Annotated in this window: 16 protein-coding genes and 3 tRNA genes; 9 read left to right on the top strand and 10 right to left on the bottom strand. The window is 64.6% G+C overall.

Annotated elements, in window-relative coordinates; translation table 11 throughout:
• Positions 1 to 28: 28 nt before the first annotated feature.
• Positions 29 to 712 (top strand): pentapeptide repeat-containing protein, encoded by a 684-nt coding sequence (locus AC1AUD_RS01400; protein WP_476571387.1) that lies wholly within the window; start codon positions 29 to 31, stop codon positions 710 to 712.
• Between the two features lie 85 nt (positions 713 to 797).
• Here AC1AUD_RS01400 and AC1AUD_RS01405 read toward each other — a convergent pair whose 3' ends face one another.
• Together AC1AUD_RS01405 and AC1AUD_RS01410 are read right to left on the bottom strand one after the other, a co-directional pair.
• Entirely contained in the window at positions 798 to 2042 is a 1245-nt protein-coding gene (locus AC1AUD_RS01405; RefSeq protein WP_476571389.1) for an MFS transporter, read from the bottom strand.
• Complete coding sequence (locus tag AC1AUD_RS01410; RefSeq protein ID WP_476571391.1) at positions 2039 to 2641, bottom strand: MarR family winged helix-turn-helix transcriptional regulator; 603 nt, start codon at positions 2639 to 2641, stop codon at positions 2039 to 2041. Before AC1AUD_RS01410 ends, AC1AUD_RS01405 begins: the two co-directional genes overlap by 4 nt.
• A gap of 197 nt (positions 2642 to 2838) precedes the next feature.
• Here AC1AUD_RS01410 and AC1AUD_RS01415 point away from each other — a divergent pair, with 197 nt between their 5' ends.
• Entirely contained in the window at positions 2839 to 3759 is a 921-nt protein-coding gene (locus AC1AUD_RS01415; RefSeq protein WP_476571393.1) for a glycosyltransferase family A protein, read from the top strand.
• Positions 3760 to 3926: 167 nt separating this feature from the next.
• Here the strand turns inward: AC1AUD_RS01415 and AC1AUD_RS01420 are convergent, their stop codons facing one another.
• The 8 genes from AC1AUD_RS01420 to AC1AUD_RS01455 all read right to left on the bottom strand — a co-directional run bounded on the left by AC1AUD_RS01420 (position 3927) and on the right by AC1AUD_RS01455 (position 8748).
• Positions 3927 to 4439 carry a GNAT family N-acetyltransferase gene (locus AC1AUD_RS01420; RefSeq protein ID WP_476571395.1) on the bottom strand — a complete coding sequence of 171 codons (513 nt, stop codon included), beginning with the start codon at positions 4437 to 4439 and terminating at the stop codon, positions 3927 to 3929.
• Positions 4440 to 4534: 95 nt separating this feature from the next.
• Positions 4535 to 4610: transfer RNA gene (locus AC1AUD_RS01425), tRNA-Ala, on the bottom strand.
• A 77-nt stretch (positions 4611 to 4687) separates the two neighbouring features.
• Positions 4688 to 4760: transfer RNA gene (locus tag AC1AUD_RS01430), tRNA-Ala, on the bottom strand.
• Positions 4761 to 4941: 181 nt separating this feature from the next.
• Complete coding sequence (locus tag AC1AUD_RS01435) at positions 4942 to 5637, bottom strand: histidine phosphatase family protein (RefSeq protein WP_476571397.1); 696 nt, start codon at positions 5635 to 5637, stop codon at positions 4942 to 4944.
• Positions 5634 to 6062, bottom strand: a complete 429-nt coding sequence (rsfS, locus tag AC1AUD_RS01440; RefSeq protein WP_476571399.1) for a ribosome silencing factor — start codon at positions 6060 to 6062, stop codon at positions 5634 to 5636. The genes AC1AUD_RS01435 and rsfS overlap by 4 nt, the downstream gene beginning before the upstream one ends.
• A gap of 42 nt (positions 6063 to 6104) precedes the next feature.
• Complete coding sequence (glmU, locus tag AC1AUD_RS01445; protein ID WP_476571401.1) at positions 6105 to 7490, bottom strand: bifunctional UDP-N-acetylglucosamine diphosphorylase/glucosamine-1-phosphate N-acetyltransferase GlmU; 1386 nt, start codon at positions 7488 to 7490, stop codon at positions 6105 to 6107.
• A gap of 68 nt (positions 7491 to 7558) precedes the next feature.
• A tRNA-Gln gene (locus AC1AUD_RS01450) sits at positions 7559 to 7629 on the bottom strand.
• A gap of 96 nt (positions 7630 to 7725) precedes the next feature.
• Positions 7726 to 8748, bottom strand: coding sequence for a ribose-phosphate diphosphokinase (locus tag AC1AUD_RS01455; RefSeq protein ID WP_476571403.1), 1023 nt, complete (start codon positions 8746 to 8748; stop codon positions 7726 to 7728).
• Positions 8749 to 8897: 149 nt separating this feature from the next.
• On the opposite strand from AC1AUD_RS01455, the gene AC1AUD_RS01460 reads away from it, so the two are divergent.
• From AC1AUD_RS01460 to AC1AUD_RS01490, 7 genes are all read left to right on the top strand, one after another.
• Positions 8898 to 9257 carry a hypothetical protein gene (locus AC1AUD_RS01460; RefSeq protein ID WP_476571405.1) on the top strand — a complete coding sequence of 120 codons (360 nt, stop codon included), beginning with the start codon at positions 8898 to 8900 and terminating at the stop codon, positions 9255 to 9257.
• Between the two features lie 113 nt (positions 9258 to 9370).
• Positions 9371 to 10330, top strand: a complete 960-nt coding sequence (locus AC1AUD_RS01465; RefSeq protein WP_476571407.1) for an Abi family protein — start codon at positions 9371 to 9373, stop codon at positions 10328 to 10330.
• A gap of 504 nt (positions 10331 to 10834) precedes the next feature.
• Positions 10835 to 11254: a YjdF family protein gene (locus AC1AUD_RS01470; protein WP_042433139.1), complete on the top strand. Its 420-nt coding sequence runs from the start codon at positions 10835 to 10837 to the stop codon at positions 11252 to 11254.
• 738 nt (positions 11255 to 11992) lie between these two features.
• Positions 11993 to 12211: a helix-turn-helix domain-containing protein gene (locus AC1AUD_RS01475; protein WP_075844147.1), complete on the top strand. Its 219-nt coding sequence runs from the start codon at positions 11993 to 11995 to the stop codon at positions 12209 to 12211.
• Between the two features lie 78 nt (positions 12212 to 12289).
• A complete protein-coding gene (locus tag AC1AUD_RS01480) occupies positions 12290 to 12538 on the top strand; it encodes a helix-turn-helix transcriptional regulator (RefSeq protein ID WP_042433145.1) in 249 nt (82 codons plus the stop codon).
• Between the two features lie 5 nt (positions 12539 to 12543).
• Positions 12544 to 13059, top strand: a complete 516-nt coding sequence (locus AC1AUD_RS01485) for a hypothetical protein (RefSeq protein ID WP_451918454.1) — start codon at positions 12544 to 12546, stop codon at positions 13057 to 13059.
• Positions 13060 to 13073: 14 nt separating this feature from the next.
• Positions 13074 to 13862 carry an ATP-binding protein gene (locus AC1AUD_RS01490; protein WP_451918455.1) on the top strand — a complete coding sequence of 263 codons (789 nt, stop codon included), beginning with the start codon at positions 13074 to 13076 and terminating at the stop codon, positions 13860 to 13862.
• The last annotated feature ends 12 nt before the right edge of the window (positions 13863 to 13874 follow it).

A 13874-nucleotide genomic window follows, 5' to 3' on the forward strand; every position in this document is an offset into this window, starting at 1 on the left:
CGCGACGGAAAGAAGAAGGAACGAAGCGATGGTACAGACACAACGACGCGACGCCGAGACGAAGGCACCCCGTATCCCAACGCGTGCTCCCGCCGCGGAACGCCGCGACGCCCGCCTGTTTTCGATCGAACAGGAGGGCTCCTTCGACACGCTGCGTTTCGAGGGACAGCGCATGGAGGTGGACGAGCGACTTGACGCGACGTTGGCATCGTTCCTCGATTGCGCGTTCGAGGGACTGTCTCTTGGCACATTCGCATGCGACCACGCGCAGCTGACGGGAACAGATATGGACGCCTGCGGCATGGTGAGGCTGTCGATGGTCGGCGCCTCGATGTTTTCCAGCGGATTCGCATCCAGCAGGTTCGGTTCGATGGATGCGATGGAATCGGTGTTGCGTTCGGTCGAGTTTCAGGGCTGCCGCATCGGATATCTCAATCTGCGCGCCGCGCAATGGCGCGACGTGGTCTTCCGCGACTGCCGGATCGACCAGTTCGACGCGGCCGACGCCACGCTTGCCCGCGTCGCCTTCCCCGGCACCTCCATCGGCTCGCTGAGCCTGCGTCATGCGTCCCTCGCCGACGTGGACCTGCGCGGCGCGAAACTCGAGGAGATCCAAGACGTGGAATATCTGCATGGCGTGACGATGACGCTCGACCAAATCGCCGACCTGGCCCCGGCCTTCGCCGCCAGCATCGGCATCCGTCTGCGGTGAACGACCGTGCGATGCGCATGAACGCATGCGTCGCACGGTCGTTCTTCACCAGCTGGCATCGCCCAGCCCCGTATGCCCACGTCGCTTATGACTGCGGCGTCGTGGTCAATCCCCTGGGTGCGGCAGCGGAGCGTGACAAGGGCACGAGGATGACAAGCGCGACGGCCATCGAACCGAGGGTGAGCGCGGCGATGCCTTCGACGTAGCCGGGCCACGGCAGCATGACCGCCCACATGCCCACGCATCCCAAGGCGGTGTGCGTGAAGTTGATGAGGGAACTGGCGGAGCCGGCCTCTCGGTCATGCTGACGCAGCAGGATGTCGGTGGTGTAGGGGCGCATCGCCGCTTCGACGAATCCGACGATGATGGCCGTGGCGCAGAAGGCGACCGGCCCCGCTCCCCCGACCGCCAGCATCAGCGCACCACCCACGGCGGCCATCGCCATGAGCAGGTAGGTGAAGCGCAGCGGTGGTATGCGTTTCGACAGGCGCAGGTAGACGACGGGACCGAATGCTCCGACGAGGGCCGCGGAAGCGAAGAACACGCCGTACATCTGTTCGTCGAGGCCGAAGCGGTCGACGTAGATGTAGGAGGCGGCGGCCACGTATCCCATGAATGGCACATTGATCATCGCGACCGACAGCAGGAAGGAGGTGAAGCCTTTGTCTCGGGCGACGACGCCGAGCTTGGTCAGCGAGCGCAGCACGCCGGTGGTGTTGCGACGTCCCGCAGGCAGGCTTTCGGCGAGCATCAGGGCGGCGATGGTGCATGCCAATCCGATGACGGCAAGCGTCCAGAAGGTCGCCTCCCAGTGCAGGACGCGGATGATGAAGCCGCCGAGCAGGGGCGCGGCGACCGGCCCGATGACGGCGATGACCTGCTGCAGGGAGAGGATCTTGGCGCGCACGCCCAAGGCGAAGCAGTCCTTGATGAGGGCGGTGGACACGGCGGTCACCGCGCCTGCGCCCAGCGCCTCGATCACGCGCGAGCCGATGAGCATCCAGATATCGAAGGACAGGGCGCACAGCACGCTGCCGATGGTGTATGCGGCCATGCCTCCGACCAGCACCGGCTTGCGACCCCATTTGTCGCTCAAGGGGCCGAAGACCAACAGACCGATCGCATAGAACAGGAAGAACCCGAGGATCGTGAGGTTGACCAGCGAGGCGGTGGTGCCGAATTGGGACGGCATGGAGGGCACGGCGGGCGTGTACATATCGAGCGAAAGCGGCACGATGGTGTTCGCCACGGCCAGCAGGCCCACGAGCCCGGGCATGCCGAGGCGGGGTTGGGGCACCAACAGCCAGGTGGATGAGGTCGCGCGGGTCATTGGTTCTCCTTTCCTGCAGCCGCCTTGGATTCAGCGTCTGCATCCGTCTCCTCCGCATCGTTTACCGGTTGCGTCGCCTCATTCACGCCATACACGAATCGCATCGCATCATCCGATCCATCCACGTGCAGGTCGCCTGTCCCGCTTGAGCGCGAGACGACGAAGCGCGCGACGGCCTCCGCCAGCGCGTCGCATTGGCGCTGTGACAGGTCGACAAGCGCGACGCGTTCCTGCACCGTGAACTGCGCGAAGCTGTCGCGTTCGGCTGCGACCAGATCGGCAAGCTCATGTTCGCAATATGCCCGTCCCATCTCGGTCAGGCGTGCGAGTTTGCCACCACGAGTGCCTTCGATCGGGTCCAACGTCACCAATCCGCGCGCCCCCAGTTTCGCCAATGCATGGCTGACCGTCTGTTTGGGAAACAGCCACGCTTTGCATAGATGCCGTTGCTCGGCCTCGCCACCGGCGCGCCACAGCGCATCGAGCGCCCACAGTTCGGTGTTGGTCAGGCCCAGCGCCGCCGCGTAGCGGCGATAGGCATCCTCCCGCTTCTTGAGCGTCTGTTCGAAGGCGATGGATTGCTCCACGACCTCGTTCATCGATAGTCCTTTCACATAACATTGTGTCCCATATTGGACACAAGCATGGTAGTTAACCACACCCTGTCCCCAACGCCAGCCGCATGCACGACGCAACCGATGACGCCGTGGAGACGCGAACGATACACATCCCGCCAGCATCCGCCCCTCCCCGTTGCCCTGCCTACGAAACCGGCGCCAGGATGTAGGCTAGTCCCATGAATCACACGCGCACCGGCATCGACGTCGTCGTCACGAGCTTCAACCAAGGCCTGTTCATCCGCGAGGCCGTCATGTCCGCGGCGGCGCAGACCTTGCGACCCGATTCAATCGTCGTCGTGGACGATGGCTCCACCGATCCGGTATCGCTGGAGATGCTGGCGCAATTGGAGCGGGAGTTCAATCCGTCGGCAGGCGTCGTGCTCAGGGTCATCCGTCAATCCAACGCAGGCCCCTCGGCCGCGCGCAACGCGGGCATCCGCGCCACGAACGGCCGCTACGTCTGTGTGCTGGACGGCGACGACCGGCTCAAGCCGCCGTTCCTCGAACGGACCGCCGCCCAGTTGGATGCCAATCCGATGACCGTGACCGCATCCGGTTGGATGTCCACGTTCGGCATATTGGAATCCGAGGTGCGGCCGACCGGCGGGCGCATCGAAGCGTTCCTGGCGCGCAACTGCTGCCCGGCGACCTGCCTGATACGCCGCGACGTGTATGGGAAAACCGGCGGATACGACGAGACGATGCGCTCCGGTTTCGAGGACTGGGATTGCTCGCTGTCCCTGCTGGAAGCGGGCGGCGAGGGAGCGTCAGTGGATATCGTGCCCGAGCCGTTAATCGAATATCGCACGGCGCCGACGTCGCCGAATATCACCAGCATGGACAAGCGGCTGGATCTTATGCGCCTCATCATCGGCAAGCATCGGGAATCCTATCGCGCGCATGTGGCGGATGCGTTGTGCGGCATCGAGGCGATCTCCATCGACCGGCTCAACCGTTGGGAGCGCGCGGTGCGCAATCGCCCTGACATCGTATCCGGCCCGGATGCCGAACCCGGCTCCGCGGATTTCATGGCCCATCCGACCTATGGCGACGGCGGCATGGCCGCCGCAGTAAGACTCCGCTCCGCCGGCGTGTAATCCGTCATCCAAACGCATCCGCCCCAACCCCGCGCATTCCCGCACGCGGGCATATCCCGTTCCTCGCATGACCGAGCCGTCGACGACGGACATGCTCTGGACTGGAAGTTCCATACAGCCACATGCGTCGGCATCGGCGGCTCGGCGCCGGACGACGCCGACGGTGCCTAGGCGACGGCCGTGGTGTCGATGCGCGTGTAATACTCCTCGTCGTCCTCGTGGTCGATGCGGGCGCCAAGGTGGCGCTGGACGGCCAGCGAGGCGGGATTGTCCTTGCGCACCGAGAGGTAGGCCTCCCGGATGCCGAAGTGTTCGCGCGCCTCGATCAACGCCAGCCGCAGCCCCTCGGTCGCATATCCATGGCCGCGATATTCGGGCGCGATGCCGTATCCGATATGCCCGGCCCCGTTCCTCAATGCATCGGTGAGTTCGTGGCGCAGGTTGACGATGCCGACATACTCCCCCTCGTCATCGACGAGGATGTATTTGGTCGCCGACACCCAGCCGGGCTGCAAGCCCACGCCCTCGGCCTCGTCCTTCAGCCCGCGCACATATGCCGCGAACTCAATCTTTCCCATGCCGGCGGCCGGGTTCTCGAACCCGTTCTCATCCGACGTGAACTTCTGAAAGAGCGAATACGTGCGTTCCGGCTCCCCAACCCAAGTCTCAATCAATTCCATGCCGCATATGATACCCCCCCCCCGCGGAGAAACAGTATCATCGTCATTTCAGCGAATACAAGAAAACCCTTTGCGCTAACACAAAGGGTTTCGGATGGTGGAGCTAAGGGGATTCGAACCCCTGACCCTCTCCATGCCATGGAGATGCGCTACCAGCTGCGCCATAGCCCCGTATGAAGTTATCCGGCCCACATGAGTTCCGACGAACCCACTGCGAACCAGTTGAGAAACCAGTGAAGGCTTCCTCGTGGAGCTAAGGGGATTCGAACCCCTGACCCTCTCCATGCCATGGAGATGCGCTACCAGCTGCGCCATAGCCCCATTTTCTTTTATCAGCTCCTTGCGAAGCCTTTGATACATTACAACAAACCGCAGAAAAACCAAAACACCGCGTGTCGCGCATATCCCAGGCATGTAATTCCCAGAAATAAGGAGACCATTCCCGCATTGCAGCCACAAACGGCATAGGCACGGAACATGGTCTTCCGGACGCGCGAGCGCCCTACACCCGCTCCCACTGATCGGTGTCGGCCTCGGCCGGCCCATGGTTGTAATCGATGAGCCGCCAGCGCAGCCCGCCGTCAGACAGATCCATCGGCAGCAGACGCGCCCAGTGGGCGTTGCGCATACCCATGACCGAGGCATAGGTGGGATCGGCATGGTCGATGCCAAGCAGATGCTGCAGCGTCTGGGAGATCCAGGCGCCATGAGAGAAGACGAAGAGGTCGGTGTCCGCCCCCGCGCGCGAGGCCCAGTCCTCGATGGCCTCGCAACCGCGCTCGCCCACGGCCTGCTTCGACTCGGCGTGATGGCGCATCTCGCCGCCCCGATGCTCGGCCCACAGCCGGAAGTCCTCGGGATAGCGCTCGGCGAGTTCCTCGACCGACATCCCCTCCCAATCGCCGAAACTGCGTTCGCGCACACGTTCATCGGGGTGGACCTCGAGTCCCAATGGGTCGGCGAAGGCATGCGCGGTGGCCGCCGCCCGCCCAAGGTCGGAGCAGATGACGAGCCGGCCGGTGACCTCGGGCCGACGATTCACATACAGCTCACGCAGCGCACGGCCGGTGATCTCGACCTGCCGCCGCCCCACCTCGTCGAGCGGAATGTCGACCTGCCCCTGCAGCCGATGGGCCGCGTTGTATGCGGTGCGTCCATGCCGCACGAGGACGATGGAACGGACATGCCGCGCGCTCATGCCTGGCCCTCCGTCATGGGATCCGCCGCGTCGGCGGCATCCGTCCGCGCATGCTCCGGATGCCCGAGACCCAGATCGATGGCTGGCCGATCGCGCCATAGGCGTTCCAGACCGTAGAAGGCGCGGGCCTCGTCGTGCATGACGTGGATCACGAAGTCGCCGAAGTCGAGCAGCACCCACTGCCCCTCGGTCAGCCCCTCGCGGGAGCGCGCCTTGCGTCCGCCGTCCTTCAGGTAGAGGTCCTTTTCGATCTCCTCGGCGACAGCGAGCACCTGGCGCTCGTTGGAGGCGCCGGCGACCATCATCGCATCGGTGATGCCGAGCAGGTCGGACACATCGAAGGCGACGATGTCGGTGGCCTTGAGACGGTCGGCGGCCGCGGCGGCGATGCGCAGCGAGGCGATGGATTCGGGCAGGGCGGGCATGGGGCTCCTTTCAATGGGTCGACGACCCTGGGATGCGATGGATCAGCGTTCCCAGGCGGGCTTCCAGCCCTCGATGTTGTGCTGGGTGTTCTCCGAATACACCATCGTGCCGTCGGGTACGTCATGCCGGACGACGGAGCCGGCGCCGGTGGTCACGTCGTCGCCGACGGCGACGGGCGCGACGAAGAGGTTGCCGGCGCCGACATGGCAGCCGGAGCCGATGACGGTGCGGTTCTTGTGCACGCCGTCGTAGTTGGCGGTGATGGTGCCGCCGCCGACGTTGGTGTTGTCGCCGAGCTCGGCGTCGCCGACATAGGACAGGTGCGGGACCTTGGTGCCATTGCCGATATGCGCCTTCTTCATCTCGACGAACGCGCCGGCCTTCGCCCCCTCGCCGAACTCGTTGCCCGGGCGCAGGTAGGTCCACGGTCCGATGTTGGCGCCGGCGCCGATATGGGATTCCTGCACGCGGGAGCGTTCGACGACGGCGCCCGTGTCGACGGTCGCATCGATCAGCGTCGTGTAGGGGCCGACGACGGCCTCGGGGCCGACGACGGTGTGCCCCTTGAGGAAGCTGCCGGGAAGCACGGTCACATCGCGGGAAAGCTTGACTTCGTCCTCGATCCATGTGGTCTCGGGGTCGAGGATCGTCACTCCGCGGCGCATCCAGTCCTCGCAGATGCGGCGGTTATGTGCCTTGGCGAGCGCGGCGAGCTGCACGCGGTCGTTGACGCCTTCGACGCTCAGGGGGTCGGGGGCCACGAAGGCGCCGACGGACCAGCTTTCGTTGGCGGTCTCCAGCGCGTCGGTCAGATAGAACTCGCCCTGCGCGTTGTCGGAGTCGAGCGCGGCGATGGCGTCGGCCAGCACATCGGCTTCGAAGACATAGACGGAGGTGTTCACCTCATGGACGGCCAGTTCGGAGGCATTGGCGTCGGCCTGTTCGACGATGCGCAGCACGTTGCCCTCCTGGTCGCGGATGATGCGGCCGTATCCGGTGGGATCGTCGAGGTTGGTGGTCAGGACGGTGGCGCCGTTCTTGCTTTCGGTATGGAAATCGACGAGCCGCTCGAGCGTGTCGGCGTCGAGCAGCGGCATGTCGGAGGCGGCGATGAGCACGGGACCGGTGAGCGGGCCTTCCGCGGTCAGCTGCGCCATCGCGCACTGCACGGCGCGCCCGGTGCCGGGGATGTCGTCCTGGGCGACGATGCGCACGCCGGAGTCATAGCTGCGCGCGGCCTCGGAGACGCGCTCGGCCTGATGGTGAACGACCACGGCCAGCGTGTCGGGATTCAGCGCCGACACAGCGCTCATCACCCGCTCGAGGAAGGTGCGGCCGGCGAATTCGTGGAGCACCTTCGGTTTGGCGGAACGCATGCGGGAGCCTTCTCCCGCGGCGAGGACGATCGCGGCGGACAATGATGCCATTGGATTTCTCCTTCACAGACGAAAGGCGGGCCGAATCACCCTCCGGTGAATCGGACCGCCCATATTCGTTCCCCCACCTGGACTCGAACCAAGACAAAGGGTTCCAAAGACCCGTGTGCTGCCATTACACCATGGGGGATCGGCGGGCTTGGGGCCCGCCAAGTATTCATTTATACCATATACCCGTCATCGCCGCGCTGTGCGGTGGTCCGGCGGGTCGGCGGATGCCGCGCCGTCAGGCGAACAGGAAGCCCTGACCGTGGTGCTCGGGATAGGTGTCGAAGAGCCGCGCGACGGAGCCGTCCTCGAAGACGGCGCGGATGGCGCCGCCGAGCAACGGGGCGATGGACAGGACGGTCAGTCCGTCCCAACGCTTCTCCTCGGGGATCGGCACGGTGTCGGTGAGCACGACCTCCGAGGCGCCGCAGCCCTTGAGCCGTTCGACGGCGGGTCCGGAGAGCACGCCGTGCGTGGCCACGACGGTGACGGAGGCGGCGCCCGCCTCCCTGAGCACCTTGCAGGCGCCCGCGATTGTGCCGGCCGTGTCGATCAGGTCGTCGACAAGCACGCAGTCCTTGCCTTCGACCTCGCCGACGACGCGGTTGGCGACGGCCTGGTTGGGACGGGTGATGTCCCGGGTCTTGTGGACGAAGGCGAGGGGTCCGCCGCCGAGACGCTGGGCCCACTGCTCGGCCACGCGGATGCGGCCGGCGTCCGGGGAGACGACGGCGACGTTGTCGAGGCGCCCGGCGAAGCGGTCGCGGATGTAGTCGACGAGCACCGGCATCGCGAAGAGATGGTCGACGGGGCCGTCGAAGAAGGCCTGGGACTGCGCCGCGTGCAGATCGACGGACATGACGCGGTCGGCGCCGGCGGTGCGCAGCAGGTCGAAGATCAGGCGGCAGGAGATGGGCTCGCGGCCGCGGTGCTTCTTGTCCTGCCGCGAATAGCCGATCAGCGGACAGACGGCGGTGATGGAGCGGGCGGAGGCGCGCTTGGCCGCGTCGATCATGATGAGCTGCTCCATGATGGCCTTGTTCACGTCGTCGGCGTGGCTTTGGATCACGAACACGTCGGAGCCGCGCACGGAGTCAGTGTAGCGCACGTACATCTCTCCGTTGGCGAAGTCGTATGCCGTGGTCTCGAGCACGTCGATGCCGAGCTGTTCGGCGACGTCCGCCGCCAGCTTCGGATAGGTGCGTCCGGTGACCAGTATCAGTGATTTGTCGGGCTTTCCTTCGAGGATTGCGCTCACCATGTCTCCCAACTTGAGGTTTCGGAGGTTGCGTTTTCAATATAACGGTTTGTTGCGACTCTGGGGTTTGGCGGGTGGGGTTCCGTTATGTGTCTCTCCCCCACCCGCTTCGCGGAAGCCCCCTCGTCAGAGGGGGCATGGTTTCACCGCGAATGTCACTCCCACTCGATGGCGTCGGTTCTGCCGTCCCGTCACTCCAGTTACACCCAGTTTTCGGCATCGACACGGAACGCGTGCCGCCGAATGACGCGATGTCGCGTTTCGTCGGCTTCGGGGACAAAAGCTGGGACAACCTCAAAAACTTTTTTCAAACTCAGGGCTTTGAGTTTTTGTTTTTGTCCCAAAGTGCGCGGCGGGTCGCCTTTGGAGGCTCGATGGCGCCGAAAACGCCCGTTTTGAAACTCAACCGCCCTTTTGCCCGCAAGCCGCCAGCTGCAATCGCAAGTGAATTAACGCGGGTGGCTTGCGCGCCATTTGCAAAACCCCAGGTCGCAGGTCTTCGCCATTCGTGAACAAAGTGAGTAGTCTCAGGTGGCTTGCTTATGAGTTGGCGAACGGGCCTTCAGGATTCAGGGCAAACATGCTGGTAGAATAGGATTCTCAAATCAATGACAGGAGACCGAGCATGGCCGAACCCCACGATAGGAAGCCGATCCTCACGATCGAGCAGCAGATAGAGCACCTCAAGCAGAAGGGCGTAGCCTTCGAACTGTGTTCCGAGGAAGAGGCCGCGGACTACCTGCGCGACAAGTGCAACTTCTTCAAGCTCGCATCCTACCGCAAACTCTTCTCGAAATACGAGGGAGGCCCGCGCGACGGCCGCTACGTAGACCTCGACTTCGGCCAGCTGCGCCTGCTCGCGGCGCTCGACCAGGAGCTGCGCCACGCCCTGCTCGGCATGACGCTCGACATCGAGCATTTCCAGAAGGTGACACTGCTTCGCGAGATGGAGGACCGTGGAGAGGACGGCTACGCCATCGTGGCCGACTACATGGCATCGCTTACCACTGCAAACAGGGAGTACCGCCTGCGCGAGCTCAAGATGAGCGGCCGCAGCCCCTACAGCTCGAGCCTCTACGCGAAGTACTCCGGCGACATGCCTGCCTGGGCCTTCCTTGAGCTCACCTCGTTCGGCACCCTCATCGACTTCGTGCGCTTCTGCGCCAGGCGATGGGGCGACAGGCGCCTCGAGGCCTCCCACTACGACCTCAAGCGCGTGAAGTCCCGCAACTGCGCCGCGCACGGCTCGTGCCTGATCAACTGCTTCGCCGAGAGGGGCGCCGCCCGGGGCTCGGCGTCCAGCGGCGTCTCCCGAAGGGTCGCCGCCGTGGGGATTCCCAAGGCGACCAGGAGGAAGTGGATGGGGAATACGGCCATGCAGGAGGTCGCGACCGTGCTCGTGGCGCACTCCGGCTTGGTACCCGAGGGCTCCTCGCGCTCGCGCGCCGCATCCGAGCTCGCCGAGATGTTCGCCAGGGCCGACGGCGAAACCGAGGCGCTGCCCGACAAGGGGCCCGACGCCGCAGCTCGCTCCGCGCTCGAGTTCCTTCGCAGGTTGACAGAATCGCTCGGGTTGGTAGAATAGCCTGCAGATAGCAAAACCTTCACGGTTTTAGGGGCGGACTTGCGCAAGCGACTCTGCCCTATTTTTATATTCACTCGCTATAGGAGACGGATGATACCTGGGTCAATGACAGAACTGAGAAGCCCGGAATAATGGAGCCAGTTAGAAACCCTCGGGTTTGCGGGGCGGGATCGTGAGAGCGATTCTGCCCTATTTTTTTCCTCCGTCTGCCCCAACCAAGTAGTTCGAAGATAGCCTGTAGGTGTCCTCGTGGGCGCCTTTTATTTTCAGGGAATCGGCCGCTTCATGAACGAGCGACCGGCTTGACCTAGATCGAACCGCCTTCATCTCCGTCTAGGCGCCGGCAATCAACATCGTGAATCCGCGCGTGCTACAATGCGGGCACCAGAGATGAAAACACAGTCCCCGTCGGGTAGTCGTGGGCGTGCGGGAGTCCGCATCAGTAACCTGCCTCCTTGGTTGTCCCTTCTCTGCATGGTCATCTACATAAAGGAGGAACCAGCCATGCAGATCAGCGTGTCGTCCACCCTGACCGTATATCACGACGGCCAATTCTGGGTCGGGCTGGCGGAGCACGTCGAGGACGGCAGATACGGCGCCGCCCGCATCGTCTTCGGCGCAGAACCGTCCAATGAGGAGATCCTGCGATTCGTTGTCAGCAAATGGGCGAAGCTCTCGTTCTTCTGCCACGGTCCGGCCGAGGCGAGCAAGCCCGCGAAGAACCCCAAGCGACGCGCCCGCGAGGCGGCGAAAGCCCTCAAGCAGCCGGCGATGAGCACCAAGGCGCAGCAGGCGCTCGCGAATCAGCGGGAGACGATGAAGCGGAAATCGGCTCAAGCAAGAAGCCAGCGTCGCGCGGATGAGGCGGAGGCGCGCTTCGAGCAGCGAAAACTGAAGCGCAAACAGAAGCATCGCGGTCATTGATACCACCATCAACCCATATATAGCAGCAGGCGTAGCTTCGATTGAAACTACGCCTGCCACCTGGTGCTATAACGTTATACAGAACGTATGTTCTATACCCACTCGATGACTAACCCAGTCCGAGCACTACCGATGCGTGTCGCGTCATACCGCCTAAGAGCCGATTCGTTCAGAAAAGGTTCAGGGGGATCGTCGAGTTTATTGCACCCTCGCGTTTTACAAAAGAGAGTACAAGGCCCTTTAGCTCGAATTATTGCATTTAGAACCCAGCCGCTCATCCATCCTAGCTTGCCCAAACAGCCCTCCCGCGATGTCCATGTTCCAACGGATGGGTACCATTTATCCGGGTGCACCTGGGGCAACGGGCCAGCAGGCCCGCGCAAGGTCGCTCGCATAACACGCAACATCAAACACGACAGAAGAGGCGAACGACAGATGCCGGACCCCGGACGACAGCACCGCGGAAGACGAGCATTCCGACCACAACCGAACAACTCCAGCTACTAGGCAGGCGCCCGCATGGGCGCCTTTTACTTTTCAGGGACTTAGCTGAGAGCTAAGGCACGCGGCTCATGGCCGTTTCGTGAAGGCACGACCAGCTCGACCCATCTCGACCCGTCTCCGCTCCCGCCGTGCTCACCAATCGACATCAGGCGGTTCAATCGTCGCGCAGACGAAAAGGGACACGGTGCCGTGCGGTGTGCTCGCGCGGTGCCGCACGGGAAGATTGGAGGAACCATGGCACACACAGCCGAATGCGCCGCGCCCGAGGGAAGCCAAGATCGCGACGAATGGATGACGGTAATCGAGATGCAAGAGTACATGAGGGCGAGCCGAAACAAGGCATACGACCTCATCTGGTCGGGAGAGATCGACTCGTACAGGCTCGGAAGGAAGCTCCTGGTGTCGAGGGCGTCAGTGGACGCCTACATCGAGTCGAGGAGCGGCAGGAAATGACGGCGGCGACCGCCCCAGGAGCCGCCCGCGGCCGGGCACGCGAGGGAGCCTCGAGACGAAAGGAGCTCGAGGACGACCATGACCAAGAGCATTAGCAGGAGCCAGGTGAGGCTCATCGCATCGACCAACGCGATATTCGGCGCCGACGAGGCGTGCGCGATGCTGCGCATCAGCCGCGACGCCATGTACCGGCTCGCCAAGGACCCCGACGACCCGTTCCCGATCCGCTACATCGGCGGCAAGACTCGCGACGGCATCGTGCTGCACGACGAGCTCGTCGCATGGGTCGAGCGCAACAGCGTCGTCGGCTCGCCCAGAAGGGGCTAGCGCCGATGGCGGCCACAGGCCCGAAGGGGCGCGACGGCCCCTCCCCGCGCGAGTTCACGACGGTACGGCACTTCATGATGGCGGACCTGGGCCTCTCCGGCCTTCCCCTGCTCGTCTACGCGCGCATCTTCGGCTTCTGCGACGCCGGGTGCGGCTACTTCGAGAGCAAGGGCGGCCTGGCCCGCTTCCTCAACGTGCAGGAGCGCAGCGTCCACCGCGCCATCCGCGACCTGCTCGACCGGGGCCTCATCGAGGAGTGCGGCGTGCACGCCCCGGCACGCGGGCACGCCACCAAGCGGTACCGCATCGTGCGCGAGAGGCTGCCGCCCGGAGCGCTGGCAACCCCTGACGGTTCGTCAGGGTTCCCGGCGCGAAAGGGTGACGAAATGACAGGGTTCGCCGCGAACAAGGGTGACGAACCGTCAGGGCTCGCAGCCCGAACCCCTGACGAGATGACAGGGAAACCCCTGACGATTTGCCACCCAATAAGCAAAAGGGACAACAAGGACTTCAGAAGATAAGGAAGGGGCGCCCGATGGACCGAGCGGGACTCATCACCCTGGAGCAGGCCCGGGCGGCCGGGCTCTCCTTCGACGAGCCGGAGCCGAGGGCGTGCCCGCACTGCGGCGCCGCCCTCGATCCGCTCGGCGCGGCGCTGGCGGGCAGGGTCGCCTGGATCTCCGCCGCCCCCTGCCCGTGCGAGGGCGCGGCTCGTGAGCGGGAGGCCGAGGCGCGAAGGCGCGCGGCCCTCGCCGCCAAGGAGGAGGCCGCCCGCCGGGAGAAGGCGCTCTCGCGCGCGGGCATCCCCAGGCGCTACCGGGCCGCCGAGGCCGACCGCCCCGAGTTCGCCGAGTACATCGCCTCGTTCGCGGGCAACGGGGGCGCCGGGCTCTACATACACGGGGGCGTCGGCGCCGGCAAGACGCACTCCGCCTCCGCCATGGCCAGGCTGTTCGCCGAGGCCGGCTACGACGTCGCCTTCACGACGGCCAAGGGCATGCTCGAGCGCGTGAAGGCCACGTTCGACGAGGGCGGCACCGAGGCCGCCGTCGCGCGGTACGCCAAGTGCGACGTCCTCGTGCTCGACGACCTCGGCAAGGAGGACGCGACGGAATGGTCCGTCGGCACCGTGTTCAGCGTGCTCGACGCGCGCTACGAGGACATGCGCCCGACCATCGTCACGTCGAACTACGCGCCGGGCGCGCTGGCGGACAGGCTCGCAAGGCGCGGCGAGCGCGTCACGGCAGAGGCGATCGCGAGCAGGATCTCCCAGACCTGCAGGCCCGTCTACCTGGGCGGAAGGGACAGGCGCCGGCTCGGCTAGCTTGTGCGCTTC

It is taken from the genome of Bifidobacterium sp. LH_730, assembly GCF_056355835.1.